The 14,764-nt window shown below is 62.1% G+C and carries 8 protein-coding genes and 1 pseudogene; 3 read left to right on the forward strand and 6 right to left on the reverse strand.

Annotated elements, in window-relative coordinates; translation table 11 throughout:
* Window positions 1-13: 13 nt before the first annotated feature.
* The 4 genes and pseudogenes from ARTH_RS18410 to ARTH_RS18425 all read right to left on the reverse strand — a co-directional run bounded on the left by ARTH_RS18410 (window position 14) and on the right by ARTH_RS18425 (window position 5,634).
* A complete protein-coding gene (locus tag ARTH_RS18410; protein WP_011693457.1) occupies window positions 14-1,129 on the reverse strand; it encodes a phosphoribosyltransferase-like protein in 1,116 nt (371 codons plus the stop codon).
* Between the two features lie 320 nt (window positions 1,130-1,449).
* Window positions 1,450-3,057: a hypothetical protein gene (locus ARTH_RS18415; RefSeq protein WP_011693458.1), complete on the reverse strand. Its 1,608-nt coding sequence runs from the start codon at window positions 3,055-3,057 to the stop codon at window positions 1,450-1,452.
* 192 nt (window positions 3,058-3,249) lie between these two features.
* Window positions 3,250-4,144, reverse strand: a pseudogene (locus ARTH_RS18420) (ABC transporter ATP-binding protein); the annotation flags it as partial.
* Between the two features lie 71 nt (window positions 4,145-4,215).
* The gene (locus ARTH_RS18425; protein WP_043431094.1) at window positions 4,216-5,634 is read right to left on the reverse strand and encodes an amino acid permease; all 1,419 of its coding nucleotides are present in this window, start codon (window positions 5,632-5,634) and stop codon (window positions 4,216-4,218) included.
* 663 nt (window positions 5,635-6,297) lie between these two features.
* Between ARTH_RS18425 and ARTH_RS18430 the strand changes: the two genes are divergently transcribed.
* Window positions 6,298-7,701, forward strand: a complete 1,404-nt coding sequence (locus tag ARTH_RS18430) for a DUF6421 family protein (protein ID WP_011693461.1) — start codon at window positions 6,298-6,300, stop codon at window positions 7,699-7,701.
* Window positions 7,698-8,456, forward strand: a complete 759-nt coding sequence (locus ARTH_RS18435; protein ID WP_011693462.1) for an SDR family NAD(P)-dependent oxidoreductase — start codon at window positions 7,698-7,700, stop codon at window positions 8,454-8,456. Before ARTH_RS18430 ends, ARTH_RS18435 begins: the two co-directional genes overlap by 4 nt.
* A 103-nt stretch (window positions 8,457-8,559) precedes the next feature.
* Here ARTH_RS18435 and ARTH_RS18440 read toward each other — a convergent pair whose 3' ends face one another.
* Entirely contained in the window at window positions 8,560-10,557 is a 1,998-nt protein-coding gene (locus tag ARTH_RS18440) for an ABC transporter ATP-binding protein (protein WP_011693463.1), read from the reverse strand.
* Entirely contained in the window at window positions 10,554-12,302 is a 1,749-nt protein-coding gene (locus ARTH_RS18445; RefSeq protein ID WP_011693464.1) for an ABC transporter ATP-binding protein, read from the reverse strand. The genes ARTH_RS18440 and ARTH_RS18445 overlap by 4 nt, the downstream gene beginning before the upstream one ends.
* A gap of 406 nt (window positions 12,303-12,708) precedes the next feature.
* Between ARTH_RS18445 and ARTH_RS18450 the strand changes: the two genes are divergently transcribed.
* Window positions 12,709-14,760: a hydantoinase/oxoprolinase family protein gene (locus ARTH_RS18450; RefSeq protein WP_011693466.1), complete on the forward strand. Its 2,052-nt coding sequence runs from the start codon at window positions 12,709-12,711 to the stop codon at window positions 14,758-14,760.
* Window positions 14,761-14,764 lie beyond the last annotated feature (4 nt).

Genomic DNA, 14,764 nt, shown 5'->3' on the forward strand with positions numbered 1-14,764 from the left:
TTCCCCACGACCACTAGGGCCTACCTGGATGATGACGTTCGTGGCGAGGAAACACGCCTAACCATTCACTCAGAGAGTCGTCACTCTTACGTCCTTCGATGGACTCGTCTTTCCAGATGATGGGCGGAGCGTTGTTCGGAGCGTTGTGGTGGATAACGAGTGGCAAAGCACTTCCTCCGAAGCCATGTGATAGGTCACCGGCAAGGCCGGAGTGTGCATTATCCCATTCTTCGCGAAAGTACGCCGAACAAAGCTTCCAGAACTCGGGATCGGAGTTTTCCGTCAGAGGAAAGTCATCATCAAAAGTGTGGGCGGCGACCAACGAAACCTCCGGTTCAAGATAGCCCGCTTCCGCCATTCGGGCTGCTAGCTGCGATTGTGCCAGCTTAGTAAGCAAGTAGAGCAGAACAATTACGTGGGCATCCTCAGCGATGACTCCGCTGGTTTTGAGATTTGTCACATGGTTATGTATTTTCGGCAATTTGCCTTTCCACCCGTCTCCCTCCCGTCGAAGCATGGTTGTTCCGCTTCCTGAAAAATCATCAACCACGATGACCAAGCTAAATTTCGCTTCGCCAGGCAAGTTCATTGACTCCAGCGCCTCCGCAAGTTTTGCACTCATGTCACTGGCCTTTTCGTCATCGACGGTGGAAACCAGATGAAACTGTTCGGTGGAAAGTGGACTTGCACGTCGCAGTTTGTCCAGACGTGCGCCATCGCTCATGCCCAGAATCAGTGTCCTGCGCTGGCGGGATAAGAACTCCGGCGAGCTTGCAATCTTTTTCACCGACCATGACGGGATGCCGAGTTCTGCCGCTACAGCTTTGAGCAAGCGCGGACGCAGCATGTCCTTGTACACGGTGGAAACGAGGTGATCAAGTTCAGTAGCGGAGATATAAGCCAGGCGGTGTAGAACAAAATTGAGGGCGGTCTCTCGATCTTCTTGCTTAAACTCACTAAGCCATACCGCGAGAGATTCAATAAAGCGAACTCCGGGAGTGTAACCACCATAGTCGTCATACTTAATGTCAGCGAGAGTGCGAAGCCGCTGCGTGATTTCGGTGAGGTGAGCAAGGTCCTGGATTCCTGTGACCTCCGCGAGTAGCTGCTCGGCCAGAAGTGCCTTCATCTATCACTCCAAGTTCTAACCATCACCGCGCGCAGGATTTGCACGTGGCTTCACCGTATCGTAGGAACATGTAGACGCTTTCTTCTCGTGCATCCAAAACACGTTACGACACTTGTCATGAAGGCTACGGGACAAGCGCGCTGGGAACACTGACCCGTTGGCCGAAAAGACTAGAGGCCCCGTCGCTGGCCTATCTTCTTCTGAGGCGGAGGACAACCTGCCAACGACGGGGATCTGAGGTTTCCCCGGCGGTACCGATTTCTGTCACCGCAGGGCTGCCCTTACGCTGCCTGTTTGCCTACGATTATGAAGAATCGGGCCTAATCTTCATAGTTAAAAAGAGGTTCGCTTTCTTCATCAGAAGATGAATGGGCTATGGCAGAGCCTGAATCTTTCGCTTTCTTTTCCCGCCAGTCTGGCGTGTATATCCAGCTGCTTCGGCGGAGGTTGTCGAATTCTGCGACCGAAGTCCAAAACTCCGGGATCTTTTTGCTGAGGCGGACGTTTGCCTGCTGGCCAAGGTCAATCATGAATACCATCATCTTTATTCCTGCACTGGCACCCGACTTGAGTTTGGTGTCTTTTATGCGATGGATCAGGCGGAGGTTTTCAAGTTGCTGAATCTCCTTGCCCCACACGTCGCGTTCGAGCTGGGCCTGAGGCACCAGCACGAACGATTCGCCAGTTGAAGCCACAAAATCACATATGTCACGCCAGCGATTGCTGAGAGCGGAGGCGTCGGACTCTGCATCACGCTGGAATGCTTCTTGTTCCTTTACGTTCATCTGCTTCTTTACAGCGCTCTGTATATCGACGGCCCAAATTTTCAGTATGGCGTCTTCGTGGTACTCACCCTTTTTACTCATTCGCTCAACTGCTTCATCGAGAGACGCTTCGGTCAAGGTGATGTAGTCCCTAGTAACTGCTCCGCCGCACGCCAACACCATTCGGTTGCGCGAATCATCAGTAAACAATTCCGTCGGCGTAACGTAGGGGGACACAACCCCGGCCAAGACGTCCTCCAGGAACCTACGCGCTGTAGCGAAATCTGCCAGAGTAACATCAAGTGGCACGACACTAAGATCGTGGCCAGGTTCCATTCCAACGGGCGGATGACCGTCCACATAGGGGTGCAGCCGTGAGCCTACACCGCCCACTTTCAGCCAAACTCCTGTGCCCTTACACACCTGATGGAGATATCCCAGAACGGAAGGCTGGTCGTTTATGGGTACGAAGTAGTAGTCATCCAAAAACACAACAGCATGCCCATCGGGAGACACCTTCATCACATCCACGAGCAAGTCCGAGATTCGAGCAGCAATCGATTGGAGACGCTGGATCTTGAATTCCTCGTACTCTCCAACGGCTGATATTTCTTCGTCGCGGCTGCGCTGAGCGGACGCGGTCGCGCCAGCCTCCTGACCAGCGTAGTTACCCTTCAATGCTATCTGGGCGCCGCTATCTCTTTTGTTATTCACCCTGCGGCTCAACTGCTTGACGAGCCTCTGCGGGTCCGTCAACATTTGCCGCAGCTCAGATTCCAACGACGACATCTTCCACTTCAGGCGGAGACGTGGCAGGAACTCCCTTGCGGTCAGCTTCGGCTGAATCTCCCGCATTAGAGCTATCAGAACTTCAATCAGAACGTCGGGGTAGTCGCGACCGTTGTACTTTTCCATGTCGAGTATGGCAACGGGAATCTGCTTACTTTTCAGGTTCTTGCGCAAAACGAAGAGAAGCGTCGACTTGCCGGTTCCTCTACGACCAGTAAGGAGCTGATGGCGCTCAGCTGAGAGTTTGTCCTGAAGCCCCGGCGTCAGTTCGACGAATCGGTCGACGACGCTATCCGCAGTGCTTGCATCTGTTCTCGCCGCTTTGGCAAGAGCTTTACGGACCTCGCCAAGATTTCTGATGTGCAGTTCAGCCAATTAGTCCCCCAAAGTGATAAATATTGCTGCGACGATTCTACGTCGTCAAGGGGACCTAACTGCTCATTGGTCTTCGTGCGGAAGGGCTGAAATCCATCTGCAGAAATCAGACGCTACCGTTTCCCAATGGGCTTAATTCGTCTAAGCGCAAAGCGATTATTTGCACTCCCCACGACGAGGACGATGCCCTCCTTAGACCTCCGCCACCGGAGCCGCGAACTGGGCCTCGTACAACCGCGCATAAGCCCCGCCCGCAGCCAGCAAGGAAGAGTGCGTGCCCTGCTCCACGATCTGGCCGGCCTCCATCACCAGGATGAGGTCGGCGTCGCGGATGGTGGACAGGCGGTGCGCGATCACGAAGGAAGTACGGTCGGACCGCAAAGCCCGCATGGCCTTCTGCACCAGCACCTCGGTCCGGGTATCCACGGATGAAGTCGCCTCATCCAGGATCAGCACCGACGGCCGGGCCAGGAACGCCCGCGCAATCGTCAGCAACTGCTTCTCGCCTGCGGACACATTGGACCCCTCATCCTCCAGCACCGTGTCGTACCCCTCGGGCAGTGACCGAACGAACCGGTCCACATACGTCGCCGTCGCCGCCTCCATGATTTCCGCCTCCGAAGCAGTGGGCCGGCCGTACGCAATGTTGTCCCGGATGGTCCCGCCGAACAGCCACGTGTCCTGCAGCACCATGCCCAGCCGCGAGCGCAGCTCACGCCGCGGCACCGAGGTGATGTCCACGCCGTCGAGCGTTATCCGCCCGGCGTCGATCTCGTAAAACCGCATCATCAGGTTCACCAGCGTGGTCTTGCCCGCACCGGTCGGGCCGACGATCGCCACCGTCTGCCCGGGCTCTGCAACCAACGAAAGGTCCGAAATGAGCGGCTTGTCCGGTGAATAGGAGAACGACACGTTCTCGAACACCCGCTCCGCCGGGGCCACGCCGGACTGCAGCAGGTTGGCCATGGACCCCCAGCTGCGCCAGCGGCTGGGTGAACTGTCGCGAGTACTGGATGAAGCCCTGCACGTCCCCAAGTTGCATCGCGCCGGACGCCACCTGCAGGCCGCCCACCACGGCTATCTCCACGTCCTTTACTGCCCTGGGGGCGGAGCGAAGCCGGGTGCTGCTCTCACCCGGCTCCCCTCATTCTGGCCTCGTTAGTGGGTGGCGACCCTGGGTTCGTCCTCGACGTCCTTAGGCGCCGTGAGATCCATCTCGAGCAGCGGCACTACTTTGGACTTGGTGATGTAGCGGTGACCCAGCCACAGAACGATGAAGACCGGCAACCCGATGTAGGAAGAAAGCACCTCCACGGACCGTCCGGCAAGCACAGCCTCGTAGTTCTGTCCCGCGATGACCAGTATGAGCAGGGCGAAGGCCAGCAGCGGGCCAATGGGGAACAGGGATGCCTTGTACGGCAGGTCACTGACTTTGTTTCCCTGGGCCAGGAAGCCGCGCCTGAAACGGTAGTGGGAGACCGCGATTCCCGCCCAGACGATGAAGCCGCATAGGCCCGACATGTTCAGCAGCCAGGAGTAGGCTGCACCCTGCCCGACGATCGCGGAGAGGAATCCGAAGAGTCCCACGGCCGCCGTCGCGAGCAACGCCGCAATCGGCACGCCGCGCGTATTGGTTCGGCCGAAGATCTTCGGGGCCATGCCGTCATGGGCCATGGCGTAAAGCATCCGGGTGGAGGCATATAGTCCGGAGTTGCCCGCGGACAGGATTGCGGTCAGGATCACGGCGTTCATCAAGGCCGCCGCGAAGGCAATTCCGGCACGAGAGAAGACCAGCGTAAAGGGCGATGATGCAATATCGGACTCACCGGAGGCCAGCAGGCTCGGATCGGTGAACGGGATGAGGCAGCCGATGATAAAGATGGCGCCAATGTAGAAAAGCATGATGCGCCAGAAGACAGTGCGGATAGCTTTCGGCACCTCGCGGCGCGGGTCCTTCGCTTCGCCTGCGGCGACTCCTACGAGCTCGGTGCCCTGGAAGGAGAACCCGGCAACCATGAAGACCGAGATGATCGAGACCCAGCCCCCGTGGAACACGTCGTCGCGGTTTTCCCAGTTGCTCAGTCCCGGAGAGTTATCCCCGAGGATGCCGAAAATCATCAGCACGCCGGCGATCAGGAAGAGCACCACTGCGCTGACCTTGATCAGTGAGAGCCAGAACTCCGACTCACCAAAGGCCTTGGCCGAGAGGGCATTGAGCCCGGTCAGCACCAGCAGGAAGAACCCTGCCCACACCCACCCTGGTACCCCCGGGAACCAGAAGTCCATGATGATTCCGGCCGCGACCAGCTCTGCGGCCACCGTGATGGCCCAGTTGAACCAATAGTTCCAGCCGATCGCGAACCCAAAGGACGGGGAGACGAAACGGGTGGCAAAGGACTGGAACGAACCGGCAACCGGAATTTTGGCGGACATCTCGCCCAGTGACTGCATCAACAGGAATACCATCAGCCCAACCAGCGCGTAGCCGGCCAACGCCCCGCCGGGACCTGCCTGGGAAATGGTGCTGCCCGAGGCCACAAACAGCCCGGTACCGATCGCACCGCCGATGGCGATCATCTGCAGGTGGCGGTGGTTCAGCCCGCGCTTGAGTTCGTTGGTGGATTCGCCGGAACCGTGATCTGCCGCTATCGCAAGGGAAGACCCCACTGTTCCATCGGGCTTGATTTCTTCTTCGAATTCAATAGCCCGATCACTTAATTGCGTTTGGGAGCCAAGTCCCATGGTGCCTCCGAAAAGGTAGCTGCGGTGAATTGGGGCCTTCCGAAGCCCTCGGGCCGGGAAGGACGGTGATCAAGCTAACACAGGCAAAGGAAGCGACTTTTGGCGTGGCGAATGTTGCACGTCCGACGGGTCAAGTACTTACGCATAGGCGGTGGCAATCCAATCCGAGCCCAAGAGTTGCTGATTTGATCTCGCTCGGTGACTAAGCGGCTCTGATGATCTGCTATGGCGCGTTGGTAGACGGCGAGCAGCCAATGCCACTGAGGGCGCAGGGTGCAGGAGCCGAACCCCCATTCGTCCCGAGACCGCCGCCGCTTCATCGGTGATACGCCGCTTCTGGGGATGTCTTAAAAGCACCGACCCCAAGGTCAGACACAGGCATTGCGCTGAAGAGCAGTCCTCGAGCAAAAGTATCTCTTATGCAGTATGGAAGAACCCTTCACGGATGCTTACGCACTGCTAGCTTCTTCAGGAAATCCCTCAACGGAAGGAAAGAGCATGTCTGTAATCGCAAACCCTGAAGTGACAACCATCCGGGCAGAAGACCTCAGGGCGCTCCCCGCATGGCAGGCCCTGAAGGCAGCCGTCGTCGGGCTGCAGCAAATACAAGTGCAGGACGGTTCCGTTCCGGAACCCGCTGACCACGGCCAGGCCAGCCGGAATGTCGGCATCATTACGGACTCACTCAACGATCTTCGCCACCACCTCCCCCACGACACGGACTACCTTGAACTGCTCGTGCAGGACTTCCAGCGGTGGGCGTCCGAGGGCTTCGCCGTACCGGACTTCCACGACTCATTGGTAGCCTTCCACCCCGAGCAGTGGCGCATCGACGGGCTGCCGCACCTGGTTCTGTTTCCCATGTACACGCAGAACGGCAGCACGAACCGCTACTTCGAGGCCGTCCTCATCGAGGTCATTTGGCCTTCGTTCGTGGCTGACCTGGAGGCAACAAAATACTCCAACAAGCTGTTCGTCCCCATCAGCTTCATCGATTTCACGCCCGGCTATGACACAAACTCCGCAGTTCTCTTCCCCGAGAGCGTAGCGGTCCGGAGCACCCCTTCCTTCACGTGGGGCGGTATCTTCGCGGACCGCGAAGCTGCCCGGTTCCGTCGCGTCCTCAAAGCTGCTACGGACATCACTTCCCTGGACCTGCCGGCTGACGCCGCAGAATTCATCGACGACCAACACCTCACGGAGAAGACCTTCGTGATGTGGGATCTGATCCATGACCGGACCCACATGCGCGGTGACCTGCCCTTTGACCCCTTCATGATCAAGCAGCGGATGCCGTATTTCCTGTACTCCCTGGAGGAGCTCCGGTGCGATCTGACCGCCTTCCGCGAGTCCGTCCTCATCGAGCGGGACGAAACGGCTTCCGAGGACGCGCGCAAGCACGCCAAGCTGGTCCAGTACGCCGTGATCTTCGACCGCATTTTCCGATTCGCGATTACAGGGAACAGGGTCCGTAACTACGACGCCGTGGGCGGCCAATTGCTGTTCGCCTGGATGCACCAGCACCGGGTCCTGCACTGGACCGATGGAAAGTTGAGCATCGACTGGACGGACGTCGCCGGCGTGGTCGTCGGGCTGGGTCTCCGCATCGAGGAACTCTACTGGCGTTCAATCGACCGGCCGAAGACCGCACACTGGCTGGCTGCCTACGAGCTCGTCTCGGAAACCCTCACCCCCCACCCGGCCTCCGTATGGGCCAAGGGACCGGAGGCCCTTCCGCTGAACGGCCCCCTCCGGGGCCTGACGGACCAGATCCTTGATGACGAATTCCCCCTGTCGATGTTCTACGAAGCACTGGAGAAGAAGATGCGCCCTGTTATTGACTCAACTGCCGGGATCACCGGGAAGAGCCCTGTGAAGACCGACGGCGAGGCAGGCGCATGAGCCAGGACCTCTCGGGGCGTACGGTCGTCGTCGCCGGTTCGACAAGCGCCGCCGGCGTCGCTGTAGTCCGCAGCCTCTCGCAAGCAGGTGCGCGCGTGGCCGCAGTGGACATTCTTGAGGACCGAGTGCGGGAGCTCTCGGGAGCATATGACAACGTCACGGGCCATGTCTGCAACCTCGCGGACCTGCAAGCCGTTGAGGACCTGGCGACGTCCGTCCGGAACGATCTGGGTCCCGTGGACGGCCTTATCCATCTTGTAGGAGGGTGGCGGGGCGGTACCGGAATTACCGGCCAGACGGATGAAGACTGGGACTTCCTGCACACCAGTGTTCTCACCACCCTGAGGAACACCAGCCGCGCGTTTTACGATGACTTGGCTGCCTCGCCTGTGGGCCGCCTGGCCGTTGTTTCCGCACAGTCCGCCGCCTCGCCGACAGCGGGCGGCGCCGCCTATGCCGCCGTCAAGTCCGCCGCCGAGGCATGGACCCTGGCCGTGGCCGACGGATTCCGGCACCTGCAGGGCGGAGATGGAGGCCCCCACTCCGCTCAGCACTCAGCCGCCCTGGTCTTCGTCGTCAAGGCTCTGGTCGACGACCGGATGCGCGCAGCCCAGCCGGAACGGAAATTTCCGGGCTACACCGATGTCAGTGTCCTTGCCGACGCTGTACAGCGGATCTTCGGCCTGGAGGCAGAACAGATCAACGGGCGGCGCCTGCCCCTCACGGCCGGCCACCTCGTGGGCGCACCGGCATAGGCGTCAGCGTTGATACCAAAGCAGGCGTCCCGCGCGGGGACTGACTGCACGATCCGGCCTGCGATATCTAGAGCAGAGCTTCAGCAACCGGCCGATGCCCCCTCTAAACCTCCGCCACCGGAGCCGCGAACTGCGCCTCGTACAGCCGCGCATAGGCCCCGCCCGCAGCCAGCAAGGAAGCATGCGTCCCCTGCTCCACGATCTGGCCGGCCTCCATCACCAGGATGAGGTCGGCGTCGCGGATGGTGGACAGGCGGTGCGCAATGACAAACGAAGTCCGGTCGGACCGCAGCGCACTCATCGCCTTCTGCACCAGCACCTCAGTGCGGGTATCCACTGACGAGGTCGCTTCATCGAGAATCAGCACCGATGGCCGCGCCAGGAACGCCCGGGCAATCGTCAGCAGCTGCTTCTCGCCCGCCGAAACGTTCCCGCCCTCGTCCTCCAGCACCGTGTCGTAGCCCTCCGGCAGGGAGTGCACGAACCGGTCCACGTACGTCGCCGTCGCCGCCTCCAGGATCTCCTCCTCGGGAGCATCAGGCCGCCCGTACGCGATGTTGTCCCGGATGGTCCCGCCGAACAGCCACGTATCCTGCAGCACCATGCCCATCCGCGAGCGCAGCTCGCGCCGGGAAACAGAGGTGATGTCCACGCCGTCGAGCGTTATCCGTCCCGCATCAATCTCGTAGAACCGCATCATCAGGTTCACCAGCGTCGTCTTCCCGGCCCCCGTGGGGCCGACAATCGCCACGGTCTGCCCGGGCTCGGCCACCAACGAAAGGTCCGAAATCAGCGGTTTGTCCGGTGTGTAGGAGAACGAGACGTTCTCGAACACCAGCCGCCCCTGCCCTCCGTCGGGCGCAGAACCAGCAGCTTCAGGAGACTGCTCCTCCTCATCCAGGAGCTCGAACACCCGCTCCGCCGATGCCACCCCGGACTGCAGCAGGTTGGCCATGGACCCCAGCTGGGCCAGCGGCTGGGTGAACTGCCGCGAGTACTGGATGAACGCCTGCACATCGCCCAGCTGCATCGCCCCGGACGCCACCTGCAGGCCGCCCACCACGGCGATCCCCACGTACACCAGGTTCCCGATGAACGTCATGGCCGGCATGATCAAGCCGGAGATGAACTGCGCGCCGAAGCTCGCCTCATACAGCTCCGCGTTCTTCTGCCGGAACCGCTCCCCCACCTCCTGCTGCCGGCCGAACACCTTCACCAGCGCATGCCCGGTGTACGTCTCCTCGATCTGCCCGTTCAGCTCGCCCGTGTGCTTCCACTGCGCCACGAACAGCTTCTGCGAGCGCTTGGCGATCATCGTCGTCGTCACCAGCGTCAACGGAATGGTCACCAGCGCAATCAGCGCCAGCGTGGGCGAAAGCAGGAACATCATCACCAGCACGCCCAGCACGGTCAGCAGCGAGGTGACCGCCTGGCTGATGGACTGCTGCAGGCTCTGGGAAATGTTGTCGACGTCGTTCGTCACCCGGCTGAGCAGCTCACCGCGCTGGATCGAATCGAAATACCGCAGCGGCAGCCGGTTGATCTTCGCCTCGATCCGCTCGCGCAGCCGGTACACCGTCCGCTGCACCACGCCGTTGAGTATGTAGGCCTGGATCCACATGAACGCGGACGCCAGCACATACAGCACCAGCGCCCACAGCAGCACGTTGGCCAGCGCCGTGAAGTCGATCCCCTGCCCGGGAGTCAGCGCCATGGCACTGAGCATGTCCGCCTTCTGGTTCTCCCCCGCGGCCCGCAGCTGCGCGATCAGCTGCGCCTTGCTCACCCCCGCCGGGAGCTGCTTGGATACGACGCCGGCGAAGATGAGGTTGGTGCCCTCGCCCAGCAGCCGCGGCCCGATCACGGACAACGCCACCGCAGCGACGCTCAGCACAATCACCAGCACCAGCCACAGCCGCTCCGGCCGCAGCGTGCCCAGCAGCCGCTTGGCGGACGGCCAGAAGTTCATCGCCTTTTCGGCGGGGACGTTCATCCCGGCGAACGGTCCCCCGTGCCCGGGGCCGCCCCGCGGCCTGGGGATGCGTTCGACGGCGGCAGTCCCGCCGGGTGCCCCGCCTGCCGGCCTGCCTGTGGTGCTCATACCGCCTCCTCCGCTGCCAGCTGCGAGGACACAATCTCGCGGTACGTCTCCGACGTTTCCAGAAGCTCATCGTGCGTTCCGTGGCCGACTATCCTGCCGTCGTCGAGCACCAGGATCTGGTCCGCGTCCGCGATGCTGGACACCCGCTGGGCGATGATCACCAGGGTGGCGCCGGAGGTGTCGTGCTTGAGCGCCTGCCGCAGCCGGGCGTCCGTGGCGGTGTCCAGCGAGGAGAACGAGTCGTCAAAAATGTAGAGCTCGGGCCGTTTCACCAGCGCCCGGGCTATCGCGATCCGCTGCCGCTGCCCGCCGGAGACGTTGGTGCCGCCCTGCGAAATCGGCGCATCGAGGCCGCCCTCCATCTCCCGGACGAACTCCTGCGCCTGCGCGGTGGACAGCGCCCGCCACAGCTCATCCTCCGTTGCGTCCGGCTTGCCGTAGAGCAGGTTGCTGCGCACCGTGCCGGAGAACAGGTACGGCCGCTGCGGCACCAGCCCGATGTGCCCCCACAGCTGGTCCGGCTGCAGCTCGCGGACGTCCACGCCGTCGAACTTCACCGAACCGGTGGTCGCATCGAAAAGCCGCGGCAGCAGGTTCACCAGGGTGGTCTTGCCGGACCCGGTGCTGCCGATGATCGCCGTCGTCTGCCCCGACCGGGCCGTGAAACTGATGCCGGACAAAACCGGCTGCTCGGCACCCGGGTAGGCGAACCCGACGTCGTGCATTTCCAGCTCGCCGCTGCCCGCACCGCCACGGCCGGTGCCGGCGGTGACCGGATGCTCCGGCGGCCGCACGCTCGACTCCGTGGTGAGCACCTGCCCGATCCGGTCCGCCGAAACAGCCGCACGCGGGATCATCACGGCCATGAACGTGGCCATCATGACGGACATCAGGATCTGCAGCAGGTAGCTGAGGAACGCGATCAGCGTGCCCACCTGCATGGAGCCGTCCTCGATCCGGAACGAGCCGAACCAGATCACCGCCACGCTGGAGACGTTCAGCACCAGCATCACCACGGGAAAGGCGAGCGCCATCAGCCGGCCGGCCCGGAGCGCAGTGTCCGTGACGTCCTCGTTGGCGCGTCCGAACCGGGCGGTTTCGATGTCCTCGCGCACGAACGCCCGCACCACCCGGATGCCGGTGAGCTGCTCGCGTAGCACCCGGTTCACGGTGTCGATCCGCACCTGCATCTTGCGGAACAGCGGCACCATCCGGGTGATGATGAGCCCGACGGCGATCAGCAGCACCGGGACGCTGACGGCAATCAGCCAGGACAGCTGCGCATCCTGCCGGACCGCCATGATCACCCCGCCGATGCTGAGCATGGGCGCGGCCACCATCAGCGTGGCGGACATCAGGACCAGCTGCTGGACCTGCTGGACGTCGTTCGTGGAGCGGGTGATGAGGCTCGGCGCGCCGAACCGGGTGACCTCCTGCTCGGAGAACTCCCCCACCCGGGTGAAGATGGCGCCGCGCAGGTCCCGGCCCAGCGCCATGGCAGCCTTCGCCCCGAAGTACACGGCCACCACCGCGCACGCGATCTGCAGCATCGTGATGAACAGCATCAGGCTGCCCACCCGCAGGATGTAGCCGGTGTCCCCCTTCGCCACGCCCTGATCGATGATGTCCGCGTTGAGCGTGGGCAGGTACAGCGACGCGATGGACTGCGCCAGCTGGAAAATCACGACGGCGATCAGCAGCCGCCGCTGCGGCCGCAGGTATTCAACAAGCAGTTTCCAGAGCATCCGGAACTCCAACCCATTTCGGTCCCGCGGGAAGCGGTTCGAAGGTCAGTTTACGTCTGGTTGCTGGGGGCAACCAGCAGGCGTCCGGCAGAAGTGGGCGGGTTCTCCCAGAGCGTATTCCCCGCGCTCCCAGGCGCCGTCGGCTAACCTTCCCGGCGGCCGGCCATGGAACGGTAGGACCGCCTGACAACACCGCCATGAACGCGTCAAGCACCATAGCTGAAATCCATCCCACAATTTCTCAGGTGCCAAAATCCCGCTCCAAATGGTGTTCTCCAGAGCCTCATTAGGCAGCACGCCCTTTCCCCTCCTCCAGGTTTGTGCATAATGCAACCGGTTCCGGAACCCCTGATGTCTAACGTGATCTTCCACACACCAAATCATTCAGAACGATGAGGAGATACACATGCCGAACTACAGGGTGTCGATGGATATCGGCGGAACGTTCACGGACATCGTGGCGTACGACCAGGCTGCGGGGACCTATGAGGCGACGAAAGCATCCACCACGCCAGGCAACCTGAGCGCCGGCGTCATCGCCGGCCTCGAATCGATTGTTAGCGACCTGTCCGACATCGAATTCCTGGTGCACGGCACTACCCAGGGCCTTAACGCTTTCCTCGAACGCCGCGGCGTTCCCGTGCTGCTGCTGGCTACTGCCGGTGTCGAGGACACCTACCACATTGCCCGCGGCCCCCGCCTCGAGCTCTACAACGCCCAGTACCGCAAGCCGGCTCCCCTCGTCGAGCGGAAGGACGTCATCGGGATCGGCGGACGCCTGGACGGTCAGGGCCACGTGATCCGGCCGCTCGACGAAGTGGCAGTACGCCAGGCGGCCCGCCGGGCACTGGACGAAGGATACGGCGCCGTGGCCGTTGCCTTCCTCTTCAGCTACAAGAACCCGGCCCACGAACTTCGTGCCCGCGAAATCCTGCTCGAAGAACTGGGTGAAGACTTCACCATCTCCCTTTCGCATGAAGCAGCCAAGGAATGGCGCGAATACGAGCGCACCTCGTCCGCCGTCGTCGAGGCGTACACCGGCCCCGTGGTCCGCAACTACCTCCTGGACCTGGAGGAGAAGCTTGCCGACCGCGGCGTGGAGGCTCCCCTGCACATCATGCAGTCCTCCGGCGGCGTGCTCACCGCCGAGTCCGCCCGCAAGCGTCCCCTTCAGACCCTGCTGTCCGGGCCGGTGGGCGGCGCCATGGGCGATGTCGAACTGGCCGGCGTGTCCGGCAACCGCAACCTCATCGGTGTTGACATGGGCGGCACCTCCTTCGACGTCTCCCTGGTAGTCGACGGGAAACCCGATGTGTCCACCGAAGCCCACCTCGAAGGCCTGCCAATGCTCATGAGCGTCGTCAACATCCACACCGTGGGCGCCGGCGGCGGCTCTGTGGCATGGCTCGAAGCCGGCGGCCTCCGGGTGGGCCCGCGTTCGGCCGGCGCCACCCCTGGGCCGGCCTGCTACGGCCGCGGCGGCACCGAACCCACCGTCACCGATGCCAACCTGGTGCTCGGCCGGGTCGACCCCGACTGGTTCGCAGGCGGACAGGTCACCCTGGACCGGGAAGCAGCCGTCACCGCCCTCAAAACCGTGGGAGACCAGCTCGGCCTGGATCCGATCGCCATGGCCGAAGGCATCTGCGACGTCGCCAACTCCCAGATGGCCCAGGCCATCAGGACCATCACCATCTCCCGCGGCATCGAACCCCGCGACTTTGCCCTCGTCGCCTTCGGCGGCGCAGGACCAATGCATGCAGTCTTCCTCGCCAAGGAGCTTGGAATACCGGAAACCGTGGTTCCCCGTTTCCCCGGCGCGTTCTCGGCGTGGGGCATGCTGCAGACGAACATCCGCAAGGACTTCTCCGAACCGTACTTCTTCCTCGACGAGGACATCGACGTGGCTGACATGGCCGGTGTCCTGCGAAGAATGGAAGTTGAGGGGCTGAGGTCCCTTGTCTCCGAGGGCGTCCCCGAGGAAAGCCGCCGCACCACCGTCTCCGTGGACGTCCGCTACCAGTCGCAGGAATTTTCGCTGAACGTCCCACTGACGTCCGCCGACGAACCCGAGTCAGAGGGCTTCGTCGCCAACCTGGCTACCCGCTTCTCCGCGATGTACCACGAGCGCTACGGGCACTCCAACCTGGGCGCCCCCATCGAGATCGTCGCACTGCGGACGCAGGCGGTGGGCGACCTGGGCCGGCTGGAGGCACCGCTCTTCGCCGCAGCACAGAGCCCGGAATTCAAGCACGAAATGCGCCGGGTGGTCTTTGACCACGAAGAACACGAGACCACCGTGGTTCGCCGCGACGACCTGGCCGCGGGGCACACCTTTGAAGGTCCCGCCATCATCGTGGAGCAGACCGCCACCACCGTGGTGCCGCCCGGGTTCAACGTCACAGTCGACGAGTTCGGCTCCCTGGTCATCCGCACTGAAGACGCAGAAGGAAATTGAGGTA

The sequence above is a fragment of the Arthrobacter sp. FB24 genome, from assembly GCF_000196235.1.
Classification (GTDB): domain Bacteria; phylum Actinomycetota; class Actinomycetes; order Actinomycetales; family Micrococcaceae; genus Arthrobacter.

What these genes read in the sequence shown, in the direction of transcription:
- ARTH_RS18410 (WP_011693457.1), bottom strand. Translation starts at nt 1,129, where the DNA reads ATGAAGGCACTTCTGGCCGAGCAGCTACTCGCGGAGGTCACAGGAATC.
- ARTH_RS18425 (WP_043431094.1), bottom strand. Translation starts at nt 5,634, where the DNA reads ATGATCGCCATCGGCGGTGCGATCGGTACCGGGCTGTTTGTGGCCTCG.
- ARTH_RS18430 (WP_011693461.1), top strand. Translation starts at nt 6,298, where the DNA reads ATGTCTGTAATCGCAAACCCTGAAGTGACAACCATCCGGGCAGAAGAC.
- ARTH_RS18435 (WP_011693462.1), top strand. Translation starts at nt 7,698, where the DNA reads ATGAGCCAGGACCTCTCGGGGCGTACGGTCGTCGTCGCCGGTTCGACA.
- ARTH_RS18440 (WP_011693463.1), bottom strand. Translation starts at nt 10,557, where the DNA reads ATGAGCACCACAGGCAGGCCGGCAGGCGGGGCACCCGGCGGGACTGCC.
- ARTH_RS18445 (WP_011693464.1), bottom strand. Translation starts at nt 12,302, where the DNA reads ATGCTCTGGAAACTGCTTGTTGAATACCTGCGGCCGCAGCGGCGGCTG.
- ARTH_RS18450 (WP_011693466.1), top strand. Translation starts at nt 12,709, where the DNA reads ATGCCGAACTACAGGGTGTCGATGGATATCGGCGGAACGTTCACGGAC.